Raw genomic sequence first — 16062 nt, 5'->3', positions numbered from 1 at the left:
GAAAGGAAAGCGGCCAGCGTGTTGAATCCGCCCATGGCTGCACCCGCCGGGGCGACGTCGCCCGAGATCCGCGCACAGATCCTCGACACCGTGCGCCGCTTCGTCGACCGCGACGTGATCCCCGTCGCGAGCAAGTACGAGCACGCCGACGAGTATCCCGCGCCCCTCGTCGAGAAGATGCGGGAGCTCGGCCTGTTCGGCGCCACGATCCCGGCCGAGTACGGCGGGCTCGGGCTCGACTACAGCACCTACGCGATGGTCGTCGAGGAGCTGTGCCGGGGCTGGATGAGCCTCTCGGGGGTTCTCAACACGCACCTGATGTTCGCCTTCCACGTCGGCACGCACGGCACCGAAGAGCAGAAGCGCTACTGGCTGCCGCGCCTCGCGACGGGCGAGGAGCGCGCCGGGTTCTGCCTCACCGAGGCGCACGCCGGCAGCGACACGCAGAACATCCGCACCGTCGCGCGCCGCGACGGCGACCACTACGTCGTCAACGGCTCCAAGATGTTCATCACCAACGCCCAGACCTGCACGGTCTTCTCGCTGGTGGCGAAGACGGACCCCACCGCCGAGCCGCGGCACACCGGCATCAGCCTGTTCGCGGCGCCCAAAGGACCCGGGCTCACCGTCGGCCGGCATCTCGACAAGCTCGGCTACCGTGGCATCGAGACCTGCGAGGTCACGTTCGAGGACTACCGCCTCCCGGCGACGGCGCTGGTGGGCGGCGTCGAGGGTCGCGGGCTCAAGATCGCCCTCTCGGGGCTCGAGGTCGGCCGCATCAACATCGCCGCGCGGGCCGTCGGCGTCGCGCGCGCCGCCTTCGAGGACGCGATTCGCTACGCGCAGGAGCGGCAGACGTTCGGCAAACCCATCAGCGAGCACCAGGCGATCCAGCTGAAGCTCGCCGACATGGGCACGAAGATCGAGGCAGCGCGCCTCCTCGTCCGGCAGGCCGCCGCCATGAAGGACCGCGGCGAGCGCTGCGACATCGAGGCCGGGATGGCGAAGCTCTTCGCCTCCGAGACCTGCCAGGAAGTGTCGCTGGAGGCGATGCGGATCCTCGGCGGCTACGGCTACATCAAGGAGTTCCGGGTCGAGCGCTACTACCGCGACGCGCCGCTCATGATCATCGGCGAAGGCACCAACGAGATCCAGCGTCTCGTGATCGCGAAGGGCCTTCTCCAGCGGTACAAGATCTGAACGCCGCCCGCCGCCTCTGGGTCGCCGTCGCGCTCACCGTCGTCACGCTCGGCTGCACCCGCTCGCCGCACCCGCTCGTCGTGCCGCCGGCGACGCGCCTCGTCGTCGTGGCCCCCCATCCGGACGACGAGACCATCGCCGCGGGTGGGCTCATCCAGCGCGTCGTCGAGACGGGCGGCCAGGTCCAGGTCGTGTTCGTGACCAACGGCGACGGATATCCCGAGGCCGCCAGCGCTCTCACCGGCGATTCGACGCCGTCCCATTCCGACTTTCGCGCCCTCGGCGCCCGCCGGCTGCAGGAGGCCGCGCGAGCGACGCGGACGCTCGGTGTGCCGGAAGGACACCTCACTTTCCTGGGATTCCCCGACGGCGAGCTCGCGGCCCTGCGCGGCCGGTGCTGGTCGCGCTGGACGCCGTGCGCGTCGCCGTACACGGGCGTGGGCCCGTTCTCCGGTGAGCGCCTCGTCGCCGCCCTCGAGCGCGCGCTCGCCGACGCGCGGCCGACGATCGTCGTCGCGCCCGACCCGCGTGACGTCCATCCGGACCACTCCGCCGCCGGGCACTTCGCCCTCGCCGCTTCGAGGACACTCAGGCCGGCGCCCATGGTGCTGACCTACGTCGTCCACGATCCGGCGTGGCCGCCCGCCGTCCGCGAGCGCCCCGACCTCCCGCCGGTGCCTGGCCCACGCTACGCCCAGGATACCTGGTGGACGCTGGCGCTCACGCCCCACGAGATCGCGACCAAGCACGCGGCCCTGTCGAGCTATCGCACGCAGCTCGCGGTGCTCGAGGACCTCCTCGATCGCTTCGTGCGCTCGAACGAGATCTTCTCGCGCGTCGCGACGCCCGGCGGTTGACGCGCGACAGGGCGCGGCATGCCATCTGCTTGGGCGGCTGCCCGAGGCGGTCCTCCACTCGCCGGCCGTGACGCCGCCGGCCCCGACGTGGTAGCGATCGGGCGATGGGCGTGCGCGCGATCCTCGTTCTCGTGGTGACGGCCACGCTCGTGGCGCCCGCGCTCGCGAAGAAGCCGAAGCCGCAGCCCTGTCCGGCGGGACGCTTCCTGGTCGCGGGCGGCGCGCCGCTGCTTCCTTCCGGCACCACGCCACGCCTGGAGGCGGTGACGCTGGGGACGTCCGGAACGGTGGCCGTCGCGAGCGGCTGCGCCCCGGTGGCCGCGCGGGTGAAAGCGAAGGGAAAGAAGACGCGCGTCACGGTCCGCTGGCCGTCGGGTGCCTGCGCCGGCGTCCGCGGCACGGTCCACCTGGTCGCCGCGATCGACGCCACGTGCGCGAGCATGCGCGGCAGCCTCGCCGGCAAGAAGCTCCACAAGCCGTTCCAGGCGACGCGCTCGACCTGCGGCGACGGCGTCGTCGACCGTGACGGCCTCGAGACGTGCGACGGCTCGGCACCCTGCGACGCCACCTGCGGCGCCGGCGCAACGCTTGGCGCCCCGGCGAGCACCCCGCTCGCCGACGCCGTCACGTCGTTCCACGTCGCAGGCGGTATTCCACAGGACGAAATCGACGCAACGCCCGGCGGACGGCGCGTCGCGCGGACGATCCTCGACGTCGGCTTCGCAGCGGACGCGACCGTCGGCCAGGCGACGGCGCTCCTCGACGCGGTCGGCGGGCGGATCGCCGACATGATTCCGCACGTCTCCGTCATCGTCGTCCGCATCCCGGACCCGGGCTCCCTCACGGGGCTCGACGCCGTCGTCGCGCAGGCCGCATCGATGCCCGGCGTGATGTTCGTCAATCAGGGCGATTTCAGCGAAAACGAGTTGCCGGCCAACTACAGCCCGAACCTCTTCCCACCGCCCCAGAGCCCGCTGGCGAAGATCGGGCACCACCTCGGCATCCGTGCGCACGGCGCCTGGAACGCGCGGGCCGCGATCAAGACGGGTCGCGAGCCGACCGTCGTCATCGCGGACGAATTCGGCGACGGACCGCCGTCGGACTCGCTCGCCGGGACGATCGTGCCCGAAGACTTCCGTACGTTCTCTGGGCCGTTCGCGGCCCATGGCTACTTCGTTCTCGGCGTGCTGGCCGGCGATTTCGGGGGTACAACCACCGACCGCGGCCTCGTGACGGGAATCTATCCTGCGGAGGGGTTCCCCGGCGGCCTCCCCATGCGCGTCATCGACCGATTGGAGAACATCAGCGACGTCCAGGTGGAGAAGCTCCTGAGCGAGCGCATCGCTGAGCTCGCAATGGCCGGGGGACACGTCGTCGTCAACACGAGCTACGGGTACAGCGGCGTCTGCGACCCCGTGGGCAACGATTGCATCGACCGCACGAAGGCGCAGGCGAAGGCGGAGGCCTGGGCAACCGTGGTCCGCCAGGCGGGGATAGCGGGCAAGTACGTACACTTCACGTCCGCCGGCAACATCAACCACGACTTCCCGAACGTCGAGAGCGCCGTCACGGACAGCTCGTTCGCCAGCGCGGCGCTCCTGCTGAACCCGCCCCTCCCGAACACGGTCGTGGTCGAGAACGCCCGCGGGGAGGGTCCGCCGACGTTCGCCCCCCGCTGCATCAGCGACGAATCGCAAGCGGGGGGCACCATCGCCGGCATCGGCACCGACGTCTGGTCGCTCGACGGGCCCGACGCCGCCGTGGGTGCGAGCTTCCGGTTCGGGACGTCCTACGCGACGCCCCAGGTCGCCGGCCTCGCAGCGTACCTCTGGAGCATCGATCCGATGCTCGAGGCGTCCGACGTCGTCACCACGCTCATCAAGACGAGCCGCGAGCTACCGGAGCCGGGCGGCGTCGGCTGCTCGTCGTTCGCGAGCCTCATCACCGCCCGACACATCGTCGATGCATACGATGCGGTCCTGTCGCTCGACGCCGTGAGCCCGCCGTCGCCCGACGCCATGCCCGTGCGCCTGGCCCTCCTCGACGTCACCGGTGACGGGGTGTTCGATGGCGCGGACCTCCCTGCCTTCGTGGCGAAGTACCTCGACCACGGCCAACCGATCCCCGAGCCGACCGTGCCCGACTTCGGACGCTTCGACCTCAACGGCGACGGCTTCACGGGCGGCAGCAACACCGTCCCGTTCGACCTCGACCGCGTCGGTTCGATGCGACTCCAGCTGGGGAGCCTCGACCCGCTCGTCCTCGAGAAGCTGGTCTCCGACGATCGAACGATCTACGGCGCCTTCGACGAGCGCGCCGCGAGCGACCTCGACATCCTGTGCTACTACGCCTACTCGCCGCTCTACACCGGCACCCCGGCCGAGCGCGGGCCGCTGTTGCCGTTCGCGCTCTGCAACCGCTGGGTGTTCCGCCAGGGGTTCGCGGCGCCTCCCCAGACGAACGTTCCCGTGCAGCTCGCGATCCGCTCCGGAGTCTTGCAGCGCGACGGCACCACCGTGGACTTCCGTGCCGGCGCGCTCGTGCATCTCACGCCGACCAACGCGACGGTCGACCCGACGGACGGGGTCACGGCCGAGCTCGTTCCCGGGGATCCGCCGGCCTTCACCACGACCGTCACACCGGCCGTCCAGAACGGCACGTTCGACATCGGCGTCGAGATTCGAGCCGTCGCCAGCGGTCCGGTCATCGCGTCGGGAACGATCTCGCGTACGATCGGCACGCCGACCACGACCACCGTCACGGGGACGACCTCGGTCCCGACGACGACCGAGACCCCGACCACGACCGAGACCCCGACCACCACCCTCTGCACCTTCTGCTTCGCGCCCGAGGTCTGCTGCGGGCATTTCTGCTGCTTCTGAGGGGCGGTGGCGTCCTACAGTCCCGCCACGCGGAGCAGATCGTCCATGACGCGGGTCGCGTCGAAGTACTCGCGCGCGATCATCCGAGCCGACGCCGACGCCCGCTCGTAGTCGCCCTCGATCGCGCGTAGCGCAGCCGCCGCTTCGGTGACCGTCCGGAACGCCTGGATGCCGTCTCCAACCGGCAGCACGTCGCCGAACCCAGTATCCTGGACGACGACCGGCCGGCCGGCAGCCAGGTAGCAGGCCGCCCGGTCGCTGAACCACCCGCTGCGCAGCCGCACGTTCAGCTCCTTGGCGACCGTGAACTCGCCCCGCGAAGTCTGGAGGAACTCGCGATAGCGCCACGGGTCGCCCGAGACGTCGCGCGGGCTCACGACCTTCCAGCCGTGCGCGCCGAGCATCTGCAGATCGCCCGGCGCGCTCTCGACGTCCATCGCGATCTCGAACTCGCAGCCGGTGCGCTCCGGCAGGTCGAGGCAGCGCAGCCACTCGGTACGCTTTCGCCACGTGAACGTCTCGCCGCGAAACGCGAGGTCGCGCTGCGTCTCGTTCCAGCGGCCGACCGTCGTGTACCGGCGCCCCGGCGGACCCGAGTCCGCCCACCACTCGATCGCGACCGGACAGCGCGTCGCGTGCCAGCGGAAGCCGGCGTCGGGAATCGGCGACCGGCCGGTCCCGATGTTCTCGCCGATGGTGAACAGGTACTGCTGCTCGGCGAGGATCTGCCGGAGCCGGCCCTCGTTCGCCTCGGCCTTGATCTGCGTGAACGCGGGGTCGATGTCGACGTACACCGACGGCCGCCCGCCCCGCTGCTCGGGCACGATGCGGTTGATGCCCGCCACGTTCACGAGGAGATCGGCCTCGCGCAGGAGCGCCGCCGCCCGGCCGGCGGCCGGTCCGTGCTCGCGCCCGGCGGCGACGTCGACGAACACCCAGCGATCGCCGAACCCGAGGCGCGACAGGAAGGCGCCCGCGGCGCCGACGCCGTACTCGTACGCCGATCCGAAGTGGTTCGTCACCGGGTCGTATGCGAGGTCGTAGAAACCGGTGTCCTCGTAGAACCAGACGTCGTGCCCGCAGGCGCGGATGCCCTGCAGGAAATGCGCGGCCTGCCAGGCGTAGCCGCCGATCGGATTGCGCACGAGGTAGCCGGCGACGACGATCCGCGCCATTACCCCTCACCCGAGCGCATCCGCGAGCAGCCGCTCGCAGACGCGCTCCGCGCGAAAGCACGACTCCGCGACCTCGCGCGCGTGGCCGCAGGCGCGCGGATAGTCGCGACGGACCTCGGCGAGCGCCCGAGCCGCCTCGTCGATCGTGCTGAACGCATGCAGACCCGGTCCGGTCGGCAGGTGCGCCGAGAACGCCGTGTCCTGGAGGACGACCGGCCGACCGGCGGCCAGATACGCGGCACTGCGCGTGCTGAACCAGCCGCTGCGCGTCTCGACGTAGGCGTTCTTCGCGATCGACAGCTCGCCGCGCGAGCGCAGGATGTAGTCGCGGTAGTCGGCGGGTGTACGCGACACCGCGCCGGCCTCGACGACGTGCCAGCCCGCGGCCCGGATGCGGTCGCGGGGCGCGTCGCCGGAGATCGCCACCTCGAGCCGCTCCGGCGTGTGCGCCGGCAGGTCCATGAAGCGCTCGAACTCGACGTCCTTGCCGCCGTACACGCGCCCGTCGACGATCGGGGGCGACGGCTCGATCTTCCACGACATGACGGTCGTGAACGGGCCGTCGGGCCTGGGCGCGGTCGGCCAGCGATCGAGCACGATCGGCTGCCGCGTCGGTTTCCACTCGATGCCGACGGTCGGAATCGTGCAGTCGGGCGCGCCGATGTGCTCTCCCAGGGTGAAGAAGACATCGTGTCGCCGCATGAGCGCGACGCTTCGGTGCAGCTCCGGATCGACCGTGCCCGTGTCGACCGCGGCCGCGCGAGCCTGGCTGTAGCCCGGGTCGGTGTCGACGTACGCGGCGACGCGTGCCTTGCGGTACGCGTCCCGCAGCCAGCACGAGCCGGAGACGTTGAGCAGGAGGTCGGCGCCGTCGCAGACCCGCGCCACGTGCGCCGCGTCGCGACCGTGCACCACGTCGTCGGCGCCCCGCACGCTCCACGCGCCCGCGAGGGCCGGGTCGAGCGTTGCGATCGCGTCGGCGAGAAAGCGCGCGCCGCGCGACGCGTCGGGCACGAACGTGCCGGCGCTCGGGTCGTAGAGCCAGCGCCCCGAGTCCTCGAGGTAGAACACGTCGCAGCCCAGGCGCCGGAACCCTTCGACGTACTGGAGATAGTCCCACGCCACCCCGCCGACGGGATACGTGGCGACGAATCCGGTCACCACGACGCGCACCGCCCGGTCTCCCTACGCGAGGCCCGCGTCGGCGAGCATGCGCCGCAGGACCGGCTCCACGCCGAAGTGCTCGGCGGCGACCCGCCGCGCCGCAGCCGAGTGCCGCCCGTAGTCGGCATTGATGCACGCGAGCGCGTCCACCGCCTCCTCCATCGTCGCGTACGCGAACAGCCCCTCGCCGGTCGGCACGAACTTGCCGAAGGCGCTGTCCTGCGTGACGACGGGCTTCCCCGCCGCCAGGTAGCAGACGCTGCGATCGCTGAACCATCCGCTGCGCGGGCGCACGTAGATGTCCTTCGCGACCGTGAACTCGCCGCGCGACTCCTGGATGAAGCGGCGGTAGCCATCGACGTCGCGCGAGGTGGCGTCGGGGTCGACCATCTCCCACCCGGCGTCGCGCACGCGGCGCTCGATGCCCGGATCGAGCGGCTTCATCGCCATGAGGAAGGGTTGGGGCGTGCGCCGCGGGAGGTCCAGGAAGCGCAGGAAGTTCTCGTGTTTCGACCACTGGTACGTGACGCCGTCGTAGGTGATGTCCTTGCCCTTGTTCGAGAACGACGCGACGGTCGTGAAGTACTTCGCGGCGAGGTTGGTCGGCGTATCCCAGCAGTCCATGACGACCGGCGGGCGCGTGGTGTGCCAGGTGAACTCGCGCAGCGGGACCGGACAGTCGGGAGCGCCCAGGTTCTCGCCGTAGGTGAAGAGCACGTCGTGGCTGCGCAAGAAGCCGAGCGACGAGGCGTCGCCGAGGGCGATGTTGAGCTGCTCGTAGACCGGATCGGTCTCGACGTAGATCAGCTTCGCGCCCTGCTTGTGCTCGGCGCGGGGCGCCGTCGCGCCGCAGAGGTTCACGATCGCCGTGGCGTCGCGATAGAGTTCGTCGAGCTTCGCCCGCGACATGCCGTGGGTCTCGTTCTTCATCATGTCGAGGTAGACCCAGCGGTCGCCGAAGCCGACCCGACCCATGACGTCGCCCACGTAGCGGACCGCGTACGAGCACTCGCCGGTCACGCTCGCGGCTTCGGGATCATACGGGGCCGCACCCGAGTCCTCGACGTAGTAGACGTCCCATCCCAGGCGCTGGAACCCGAGGAGGTAGTGGATCGCCTGCCAGGCGACGCCCGCCATCGGGTACTGGCCGACGATGTGCAGGACGAGGAGCCGATTACGAGGACGCGACACGATCCACCTCCCCCGCGAACTGGGTGCGGTACAGCCGCGCGAAGTGTCCGCCGCGCTGCACGAGCTCCGCGAACGAACCCTGCTCGGCGATCTGTCCCTGGTCGAGCACCAGGACAACGTCGGCGCGGCGGACGGTCGAGAGGCGATGCGCGATGACGAACGTCGTCCGTCCCGTCATGAGGTTCTCGAGCCCCGCCATGACGCGCGCCTCGGTCTCGACGTCGAGCGCCGACGTCGGCTCGTCCAGGATCAGGAGCGGCGCATCGCGCAGGAGCGCGCGGGCGATCGTCACGCGGAGCTGCTCGCCCGAGGAGAGCGTGGCACCGCCCTCGCCGATCACCGTGTCGATGCCCTGCGGCAGGCGCGCGATGAACTCGCCCAGCTGCGCCAGCTCGGCGGCCTGGCGAACCTCCTCGACGCTCGCCTCGGGGCGGCCGTAGGCGATGTTGTCGCGCAGCGAGGTCGGGAAGACCAGCGGCGGCTGCAGGACCATCCCCACCTGCTGGCGGAGCGAGCGGAGCTTGAACTCGCGCACGTCGACGCCGTCCAGCCGGACGCGTCCGGACGTGACGTCGTAGAAGCGGGGAATGAGACCGACCAGCGTCGTCTTGCCCGCCCCGGTCGCGCCCACGACCGCGACGAGCGACCCCGGCACGACTTCGAAGGTGACGCCGCGCAGGACGGGGCGGCTCGCCTCGTAGGCGAAGTGGACGTCCTCGAAGCGCACGCGTCCCTGCACGTCGGCGCGCCGGAGCTCGCGCTGGCCGTCCAGCAGGTCGGGTGCCGTCTCGAGGATCTCGAACACGCGCTCCGCGCCGACCCGGGCGCCCTGGATGAGGCCCCAGGTCTGCGTCAGGCTGTTGATCGGGGCATAGAGCGACGCGAGATAGCTCGTGAAGACGAGCACGTCGCCGATGCTGAGCGTGCCCTGCATCACGTGGCTGGCGCCGAACCAGAGCACGCCCGCCGTCCCGGCGGCGATCAGGATGCCGACGAACGCGGAGTAGACGCTCTGGAAGGTGTAGAGGCGCAGGTTCGCGTCGAGGCTCGCGCTCGAGGTGTCGACGAACCGCCGGTGCTCCGAGGGCTCGGTCGTGAATGCCTGGATCACCCGGATGGCGCCGATGGTGCGCTGGGCGACGGCCCACAGGGCGCTCTCCTTCATGCGCGCGTCGGTCGCGAGCGCGTTGATGCGCGCCGAGAGCGTGACGATGGTAACGAAGAGCAGCGGGACGATCGCGAGCGCGACCAGCGTCATCATCCAGTCGAGCCGCAGCATGACGACGAGCATGCCGCCGAGCAGGACGACCGACGTCAGGATCGGGAAGAACCCGTTCATCGTGAGCGTCTGGATCGCGAACGTGTCGGCCGTGAGCCGGAACAGCAGATCGCCCACCTCGCGCCGGCTGTGGAAGGCGAGCGACAGGCGCTGGAGGTGCGCGTACAGCTCGGCACGGAAGTCGTTCACCATGCGCTGGCCGACGCTGATGGTCGCGTAGTTCGAGGTTACGCTGAGGGTACCGAGGAGCGCGTAGACGGCGATGAGCGCCACGCACGCGACGGCGAGCATGGTCATGCGGCCGAGCGAATCGAAGGCGGCGATGCCGAGCGGCTTTCCGCCGAGGACGTTGTCGACGACGATCTTGAGCGGCCAGGGCTTTGCCAGCTCGAGGAAGCCGATCACCAGCACCTGCAGGACGGCGCTCGCGAACAGCCACCGGTGCGGCCGCAGCCGGCGCAGGATCTTCCCGACGACGGGGAGCGTTCCCGACATCAGTTTGACAGGGGGTTCGCTCGCGCGAACCCCCGCCGGAGTGCCCCCGTGCGTGCGGCGCCTGCGGCGCCGTGCTCCGATGGGCGTCGGCCGCTCACGCGGCCTCCCGTCGACTGTGGGTTCCTCACGGAACCCACCCGGGCCCCCGTGCGCACGGCGCCTGCGCCGCCGTGCTCCGATGGGCGTCGGCCGCTCACGCGGCCTCCCGTTCCGGTTCCTGCTGGTGGTCGCCGTTGAGGGGGCGGAGGGCGACGGAGTTGGCGGCGATGTCGAGGGTCTCGTTGATGATGCGCGCGAGCCGATACGTCTCGGCGATGATGACGCCCAGGTTGACGATGCCGAGCGCGGCGCCGATGCCCGCGATCTCCGGCGCGGCGAAGAGGACCCCCAGGACCGTCGCGATCGCAAAGCCCATCAGCACGAGCTGGGAGACGCGCGTGAGTCGCACCTCGCAGCGGGCGTTCAGCACCCGCTTCATGCCGCCGTGGTTCTCGGTCGCGACGCCGACCCGCGCCTTGGCCCAGATGCCGCGGTAGACCTCGAGGTCCCACGGGTTCCAGCCGGGATCGACGGCAATCAGGTACTTGCGCGGGATCAGGAAGTCCATGAGCGCGCCCAGGAGTGACTCCTTCTCGTGCCCCTGCTCGCTCCAGTAGCGGACGACGAAGGCCCGCCGCCGCCAGTCGATCTTCGCCGGCTGGCGGCGCCCGGCGGGGACGATCTGCTCGACGTCGGCGCGGACGCGCATGCGCCACAGGTAGCGCTGGACGCCGCGCACGACGGGGCCAAGATACGTGAGCACGGCAATGAGGCCGCGTGCGCCGAGGCCCGAGAAGCGGGGATCGATGCGCGCGCTCCAGGCCGTGCCGATCGACCAGGCGACGGAGATGCCGAGCGGAATCGCCGCGATAGGCAGGATCGACGGCGAGACGAGCCCCGCCAGGAAGAGCAGGATGCCGATCGCGTTCCACTCGAGCGTGAACGGCAGGTAGGAGAGCAGCGAGGACGGCGGCTCGTACATCGACTGGAAGAGCCCACGTCCGAAGGCGCCGAAATAGATGACCGGGCGGCGCGACAGCACCGCCGTCGTGAGCTCGCCGTAGATGCGACCCAGCCAGCGCGACTGGCCGAGCATGTTGAAGCGGTACGGATGCTTGAAGTAGAGCAGCGCCTCGGCCTTGCCGTAGCCCATCTGCTGCCGGAGGTATGCCTTCACCGTGTTGCGGCGGTAGTGCCAGACCGTCGCCGACGGGCTGAAGCCAACGGCGTAGCCGCGGTTCTGCAGGCGCCAGCAGAAGTCCACGTCGTCGCCGGCGGCCGCGAAGATCGGCTCGAAGCCCTGGATCTCCTGCATCACCTTCTTCGTGAAGGCCATGTTGCAGCCCGGGATGTGCTCGGCGACCTCGTCGTCGAGGAGCACGTGCGCGGGACCGCCCGGCGACACCGCGACCGCTGCCGGGACGAGGCTCGGCTCGGGCGGCGGATAGTTCGGGCCGCCGACCGCGACGTAGCCGTTGCGCAGGAACTTGTAGACGAGGAAGTAGAGCCAGTCCGGATCCGGCACGCAGTCCGAGTCCGTGTAGGCGATGATCTCGCCGGTCGCGGCCTCCATGCCGACGTTGCGCGCGATCGAGAGCCCCTTGTTCACCTGGTCGATCACCACCATCGGCGGCCCGTTCGGATCCGCGTCGTACGCCGCCTTGTGCTCGGCGGTGATCGCAGGCGTGCGATCGGTCGAGCCGTCGTTGACGACGATGACCTCGTAGTCCGGATAGTTGAGGTTCCGCAGCGATGCGAGGCATGCGTCCATCGTCCGCTCGGCGTTGTAGGCGCAGATGACGACCGACACCTTGGGCGGGCGCTCGAGCGGCGGCGGCAGCGGCGCATCGTACTGGGCCTGGACGGCGCCGAAGGCCGGCTTCGGGTTGCGCTCGACGTCGACCAGGCCGAACGCCCAGTCGGTGATCTGCGTGTTGTTCGTGTACCAGTCGTCGGTCCACGCGAAGATGGTGGTGCCGGCGACGCCGCTCTCGAACGCGGCGCGCACCATCCACGACAGCAGCTTCGCCTGCTCCTCCGCGCCCTCGCGGATGGAGTCGACGCCGAACTCGGACAGGACCAATGGCTTGTCGATCGCCAGGTTGTGGAGGCGCGAGATGTAGCGCCGGAAGTCGCCCTCGCGATGCAGGTAGACGTTGAAGCACAGGAAGTCGAGAAAGTCGCCGAGGTCGAGATACTCGGTCGACGGGAAGTTCGCGTACGAGATCAGCGTCGACGGGTTCGCCTGCTTCACCTCGTCGCCCAGGTCGCGCAGGAACGCCGCGACGCGATCGGCACCATGCCAGCGCACGATGTCGGGCGGGATCTCGTTGCCGAGGAGCAGCCCGAACAAGGCCGGATGCCCGCCCAGGGTCTCGGCCGCGGCCCGCACGATGCCGTGCGTCTCGCGCATGACGTCCTTGTCGTCGAGGAAGCACGTGTACTCGAGCCACGGGATCGTCACGAGCACGCGGAGGCGGTGCGCGGCGGCGTGATCGAGCAGCCAGCGTGGCGGCACCGTGAACGTGCGCACGACGTTCGCGCCCAGCTCGCGCATGAGCGCGAAGTCCCGATCGAGGACCGCCTCGCCCGGGAACGGGAAGCCGTGGCTCGCCGTGCCGAACGGGCCGTACGAGACGGCGCGCACGTAGAACTTCTGCGGCCCGATGAAGAAGAACTTGCCGCCTACGGTCGGCAGGACCCCGTCGATCGGCGGAGCGGGATCCCGCTCCGGCATGGGACGCAGCATGGCATCGAGCATAGACGAGGTGCCGAAAGGGTGAAGATAAACGACGTCGAGCGGCCCCACAACAAGCGGCGGCAGCCGCGGTTACGACCGCGCCTCGGTTGACGACCGGGCCGGTCGGTGAGGTAGGACGGGCTCGTGCCGAGCACGTCGGGAGCGTGGCGCGTCGAGGATCTCCCCCCGCTTCTGGAGATGCTCTTTGCCGCCTCGTCGCTCGGCATCGCGCTCTTCGACCGCGACCTGCGGTGCGCCTACGTGAACGAGGTGCTCGCATCGGCCGGCGGCCGCACCGTCGACGACTGCCGGGGGCACACCTTCGACGAAGTCCTGCCCGCGATCGGCGCCGTTGCCGTGCCCGGCCTGCGGCGGGTGCTCGACACCGGGACCCCGCTTCTCGACCGGCGCTTCACCGACGGCACGCGGCACTGGCTGGTGAGCCACTATCCCATCCGCACGCGAACCGGATCGCTGCTAGGCGTCGGATCGGTCTGCCGCGAGGAGACCGAGCGCAAGCGCGTCGAACGCCTCCACGAGGAACGCGAGCAGCGGTACGGCGCACTCATCGACATGTGCCCCGACGCGATCGTCGAGATCGAGGACCAGCGGGTGTCGTTCGTGAACCGGGCGGCCGTCGATCTGATCGGCGCGGCCAGCGCCGAGGATCTGATCGGCCGCTCGCCATGGCAGTTCCTCCATGTCGAGGACCTCATGCGGGCGCAGACGCGCTTCGTGGCGGCCATGGAGCGCGGGCAGCGCTTTCCCTACCCGTTCGGCGCCCGCATGAAGCGGCTCGACGGCCGCGAGATCCTGGTGAACGTCCGTGGCGCCGTCTACGACCGCTCGGGGCGCGCGGCCGTGCAGGCGGTGCTGCACGACGTCACCAGCCAGAAGGCGGCCGAGCAGGAACGCGAGGAGCTCATCAAGGCGCTCGCGATGGAGCGTGAGCTGCTGCGGACCGTGCTGAGCCAGCTCCCGGTCGGCGTCGTGGTGATCGACGCTGCCACCGACCGTCTCGTGCTCGCCAATCCGGCGGCCGACCACATCTGGGGTCGACGACTCGGGCAGCGATCGCTCGCCGAGCCGGCGCCCGGACGCCCGAACTGGTCGCTATTCGCCTCGCTGCGCGAGGGGCTCCCGTCCGGCGAGATCGAGGCCGAGGTGCAATGCGGCGACGGCGAGACGCGCGTCCTGCGGGGCGGCTCCGTTCCCATCCGCAACGCCGACGGCGCGGTCGTGAACGCCGTCGCGACCTTCCGCGACGTGACCGACGAGCGCCGGTCCGAGGACGCCCTGCGCCGCGCCCACGACGAGCTGGAGCAGCGGGTCGCGGAGCGGACCGCGAGTCTCGCGGAGGCCTACGAGCAGCTGCAGCACGAGGTGACCGAGCGCGAGCAGGCCGAGCGGCAGCTCCGGACCGCGGAGCGTCTGGCGTCGATCGGAACCTTCGCCGCCGGCATCGCGCATGAGATCAACAATCCCCTGGCGGCGATCCTCGCGACCGCGGAGCTGGCGCGCGCCCTCAACGCCGAAGGCGCTCCACCGGTCCAGGTCGACGCCTCGCTCGCCCGCATCGTCGCGGAGGCGCGACGCGGCGGCGAGATCGTGAAGGGCATCCTGCGCTTCGCGCGCGAAGAGGAGGCCGAGCGCTGGCTCGTCGACGTCAACGGCGTCGTGCGCGGCGTGTGCGGCCTCGTCCGCGAACGCAGCGTTCCCGCGGGCTGTCTCGTGCGCACGCGCCTGGCACGCCGGCTGCCCCGCATCGGCATGAAGCCCTCCGAGCTGGAGCAGGTTCTCATGAACTTGATCCAGAACGCGGCCCAGGCCGGCGCGTCGTCGATCGTCGTACAGACGGGCTCTTCGGGAGGACGCGTCACCCTCCGCGTCCGCGACAACGGGCGCGGCATCGCCCGCAAGCACGTGGATCGGATCTTCGATCCCTTCTTCACGACCCGCCACCGCGACGGCGGCACGGGCCTCGGGCTCAGCATCGTGCACGGGATCGTCACACGCTACTCCGGGTCGGTGAACGTGCACACGCGAGAGGGCCGCGGCACCACGTTCACCGTCGAGCTGCCGATCGACACGGCCGTGATCGAAGGCATTCGCGCCGCGGAGTGACGCGGCCGCTGGCCCGGGAAGCCGACGGTCGAGGGGGTCCTGACGCAGAGCCGTTGTGCCTTCGGACGGCACGCTGTCTAGCCCCCTGTCAAAGGTACTTGCAGTCCAGGTGAGCATGGGACTATGCCTCTCACTTGTCATTATGCTCTCCACGGACGCCACGCCGACGGTCAGAGGGCGAGGGCGGAAAGAGGTGACGGCCATGACCATGCGACGGCTCGCGATCTTGGTGTTCGGGGTCCTGCTCGCGGCGGTGGCAGGAGCGACCGCGGAGGCGGCTTCGATCACGGTCGATGCGACGGTGTTGAGCGCGCCGTTCTTCGTCGTCGACGGCAGCGGTGCCATTACCAACGGGTCGCCGACGGTCCTCGACTTGACGGTGGGCCCCCACACGTTCGACCCCGGGCCATTGGGCTTCGCCTTCGACGTCACGGTGCTGGGCACCGTGGATTTTGACTCGTCGCTGGACGCCTACGTCAGCGGACGCGGCACGAGCACGCTCACGGTGACCGGATTCGCCATCGCGGTCGATGCGACCGCGATGACGGCTCCCTCATTCAACATCGAGCGGGGCAATGTGGCGCCATTGACGTCCACGGCGACCGTCGCGACCGTGCATCTGCTGCCGGGAGCATACGGGGAGTTCAATTGCGGCGCGGGCAGCGAGTCCACGAGCTTCCCTTTCACCGTGACCACGGCGGGGTTGCTGGACCTCAACCCTTCGCTGGACGCCTACGTGAGCGGCCGCGGGACGAGCACCCTCACGGTGACGGGTTTCCCCATCACGGTGGATGCAACCGCGATGACGGCGCCCACGTTCAACATCAACAGGGGCAATGCATCGCCCCTGCTCCCGACGGCAGTCGTGACGACGCTACACCTGCTGCCGGGCCTCTACGGTGAATTCAACTGCGGG

General features: G+C 70.2%; 10 protein-coding genes. 5 read left to right on the top strand and 5 right to left on the bottom strand.

Annotated elements, in window-relative coordinates; all coding sequences use genetic code 11:
• Positions 1-33 precede the first annotated feature (33 nt).
• The 3 genes from VMS22_09010 to VMS22_09000 all read left to right on the top strand — a co-directional run bounded on the left by VMS22_09010 (position 34) and on the right by VMS22_09000 (position 4939).
• Complete coding sequence (locus tag VMS22_09010) at positions 34-1200, top strand: acyl-CoA dehydrogenase family protein (GenBank protein ID HXJ34167.1); 1167 nt, start codon at positions 34-36, stop codon at positions 1198-1200.
• 107 nt (positions 1201-1307) lie between these two features.
• Positions 1308-2057, top strand: a complete 750-nt coding sequence (locus VMS22_09005) for a PIG-L family deacetylase (protein HXJ34166.1) — start codon at positions 1308-1310, stop codon at positions 2055-2057.
• 104 nt (positions 2058-2161) lie between these two features.
• Entirely contained in the window at positions 2162-4939 is a 2778-nt protein-coding gene (locus VMS22_09000) for a S8 family serine peptidase (protein ID HXJ34165.1), read from the top strand.
• Positions 4940-4953: 14 nt separating this feature from the next.
• On the opposite strand, the gene VMS22_08995 is transcribed toward VMS22_09000, so the two are convergent.
• The 5 genes from VMS22_08995 to VMS22_08975 all read right to left on the bottom strand — a co-directional run bounded on the left by VMS22_08995 (position 4954) and on the right by VMS22_08975 (position 13031).
• Entirely contained in the window at positions 4954-6114 is a 1161-nt protein-coding gene (locus tag VMS22_08995; protein ID HXJ34164.1) for a hypothetical protein, read from the bottom strand.
• 6 nt (positions 6115-6120) lie between these two features.
• Entirely contained in the window at positions 6121-7287 is a 1167-nt protein-coding gene (locus VMS22_08990) for a glycosyltransferase family 1 protein (protein ID HXJ34163.1), read from the bottom strand.
• A gap of 12 nt (positions 7288-7299) precedes the next feature.
• Entirely contained in the window at positions 7300-8469 is a 1170-nt protein-coding gene (locus VMS22_08985) for a hypothetical protein (protein ID HXJ34162.1), read from the bottom strand.
• Positions 8453-10243 carry an ABC transporter ATP-binding protein gene (locus tag VMS22_08980; GenBank protein ID HXJ34161.1) on the bottom strand — a complete coding sequence of 597 codons (1791 nt, stop codon included), beginning with the start codon at positions 10241-10243 and terminating at the stop codon, positions 8453-8455. Before VMS22_08980 ends, VMS22_08985 begins: the two co-directional genes overlap by 17 nt.
• Before the next feature lie 193 nt (positions 10244-10436).
• Positions 10437-13031, bottom strand: coding sequence for a glycosyltransferase (locus VMS22_08975; protein HXJ34160.1), 2595 nt, complete (start codon positions 13029-13031; stop codon positions 10437-10439).
• Positions 13032-13166: 135 nt separating this feature from the next.
• Here VMS22_08975 and VMS22_08970 point away from each other — a divergent pair, with 135 nt between their 5' ends.
• On the top strand, positions 13167-15146 hold the full coding sequence (locus VMS22_08970) for a PAS domain S-box protein (protein ID HXJ34159.1): 1980 nt from the start codon (positions 13167-13169) through the stop codon (positions 15144-15146).
• Between the two features lie 202 nt (positions 15147-15348).
• Positions 15349-16062 (top strand): hypothetical protein (locus VMS22_08965; GenBank protein HXJ34158.1); only part of this gene is annotated, 714 nt, incomplete at its 3' end.

Source organism: Candidatus Eisenbacteria bacterium (assembly GCA_035577985.1).
In the GTDB taxonomy this organism is placed as follows: domain Bacteria; phylum Desulfobacterota; class Binatia; order DP-6; family DP-6; genus DATJZY01.
Note: the sequence above shows the minus strand (reverse complement) of the source record. Positions and strands in the feature narration are given on the sequence as shown.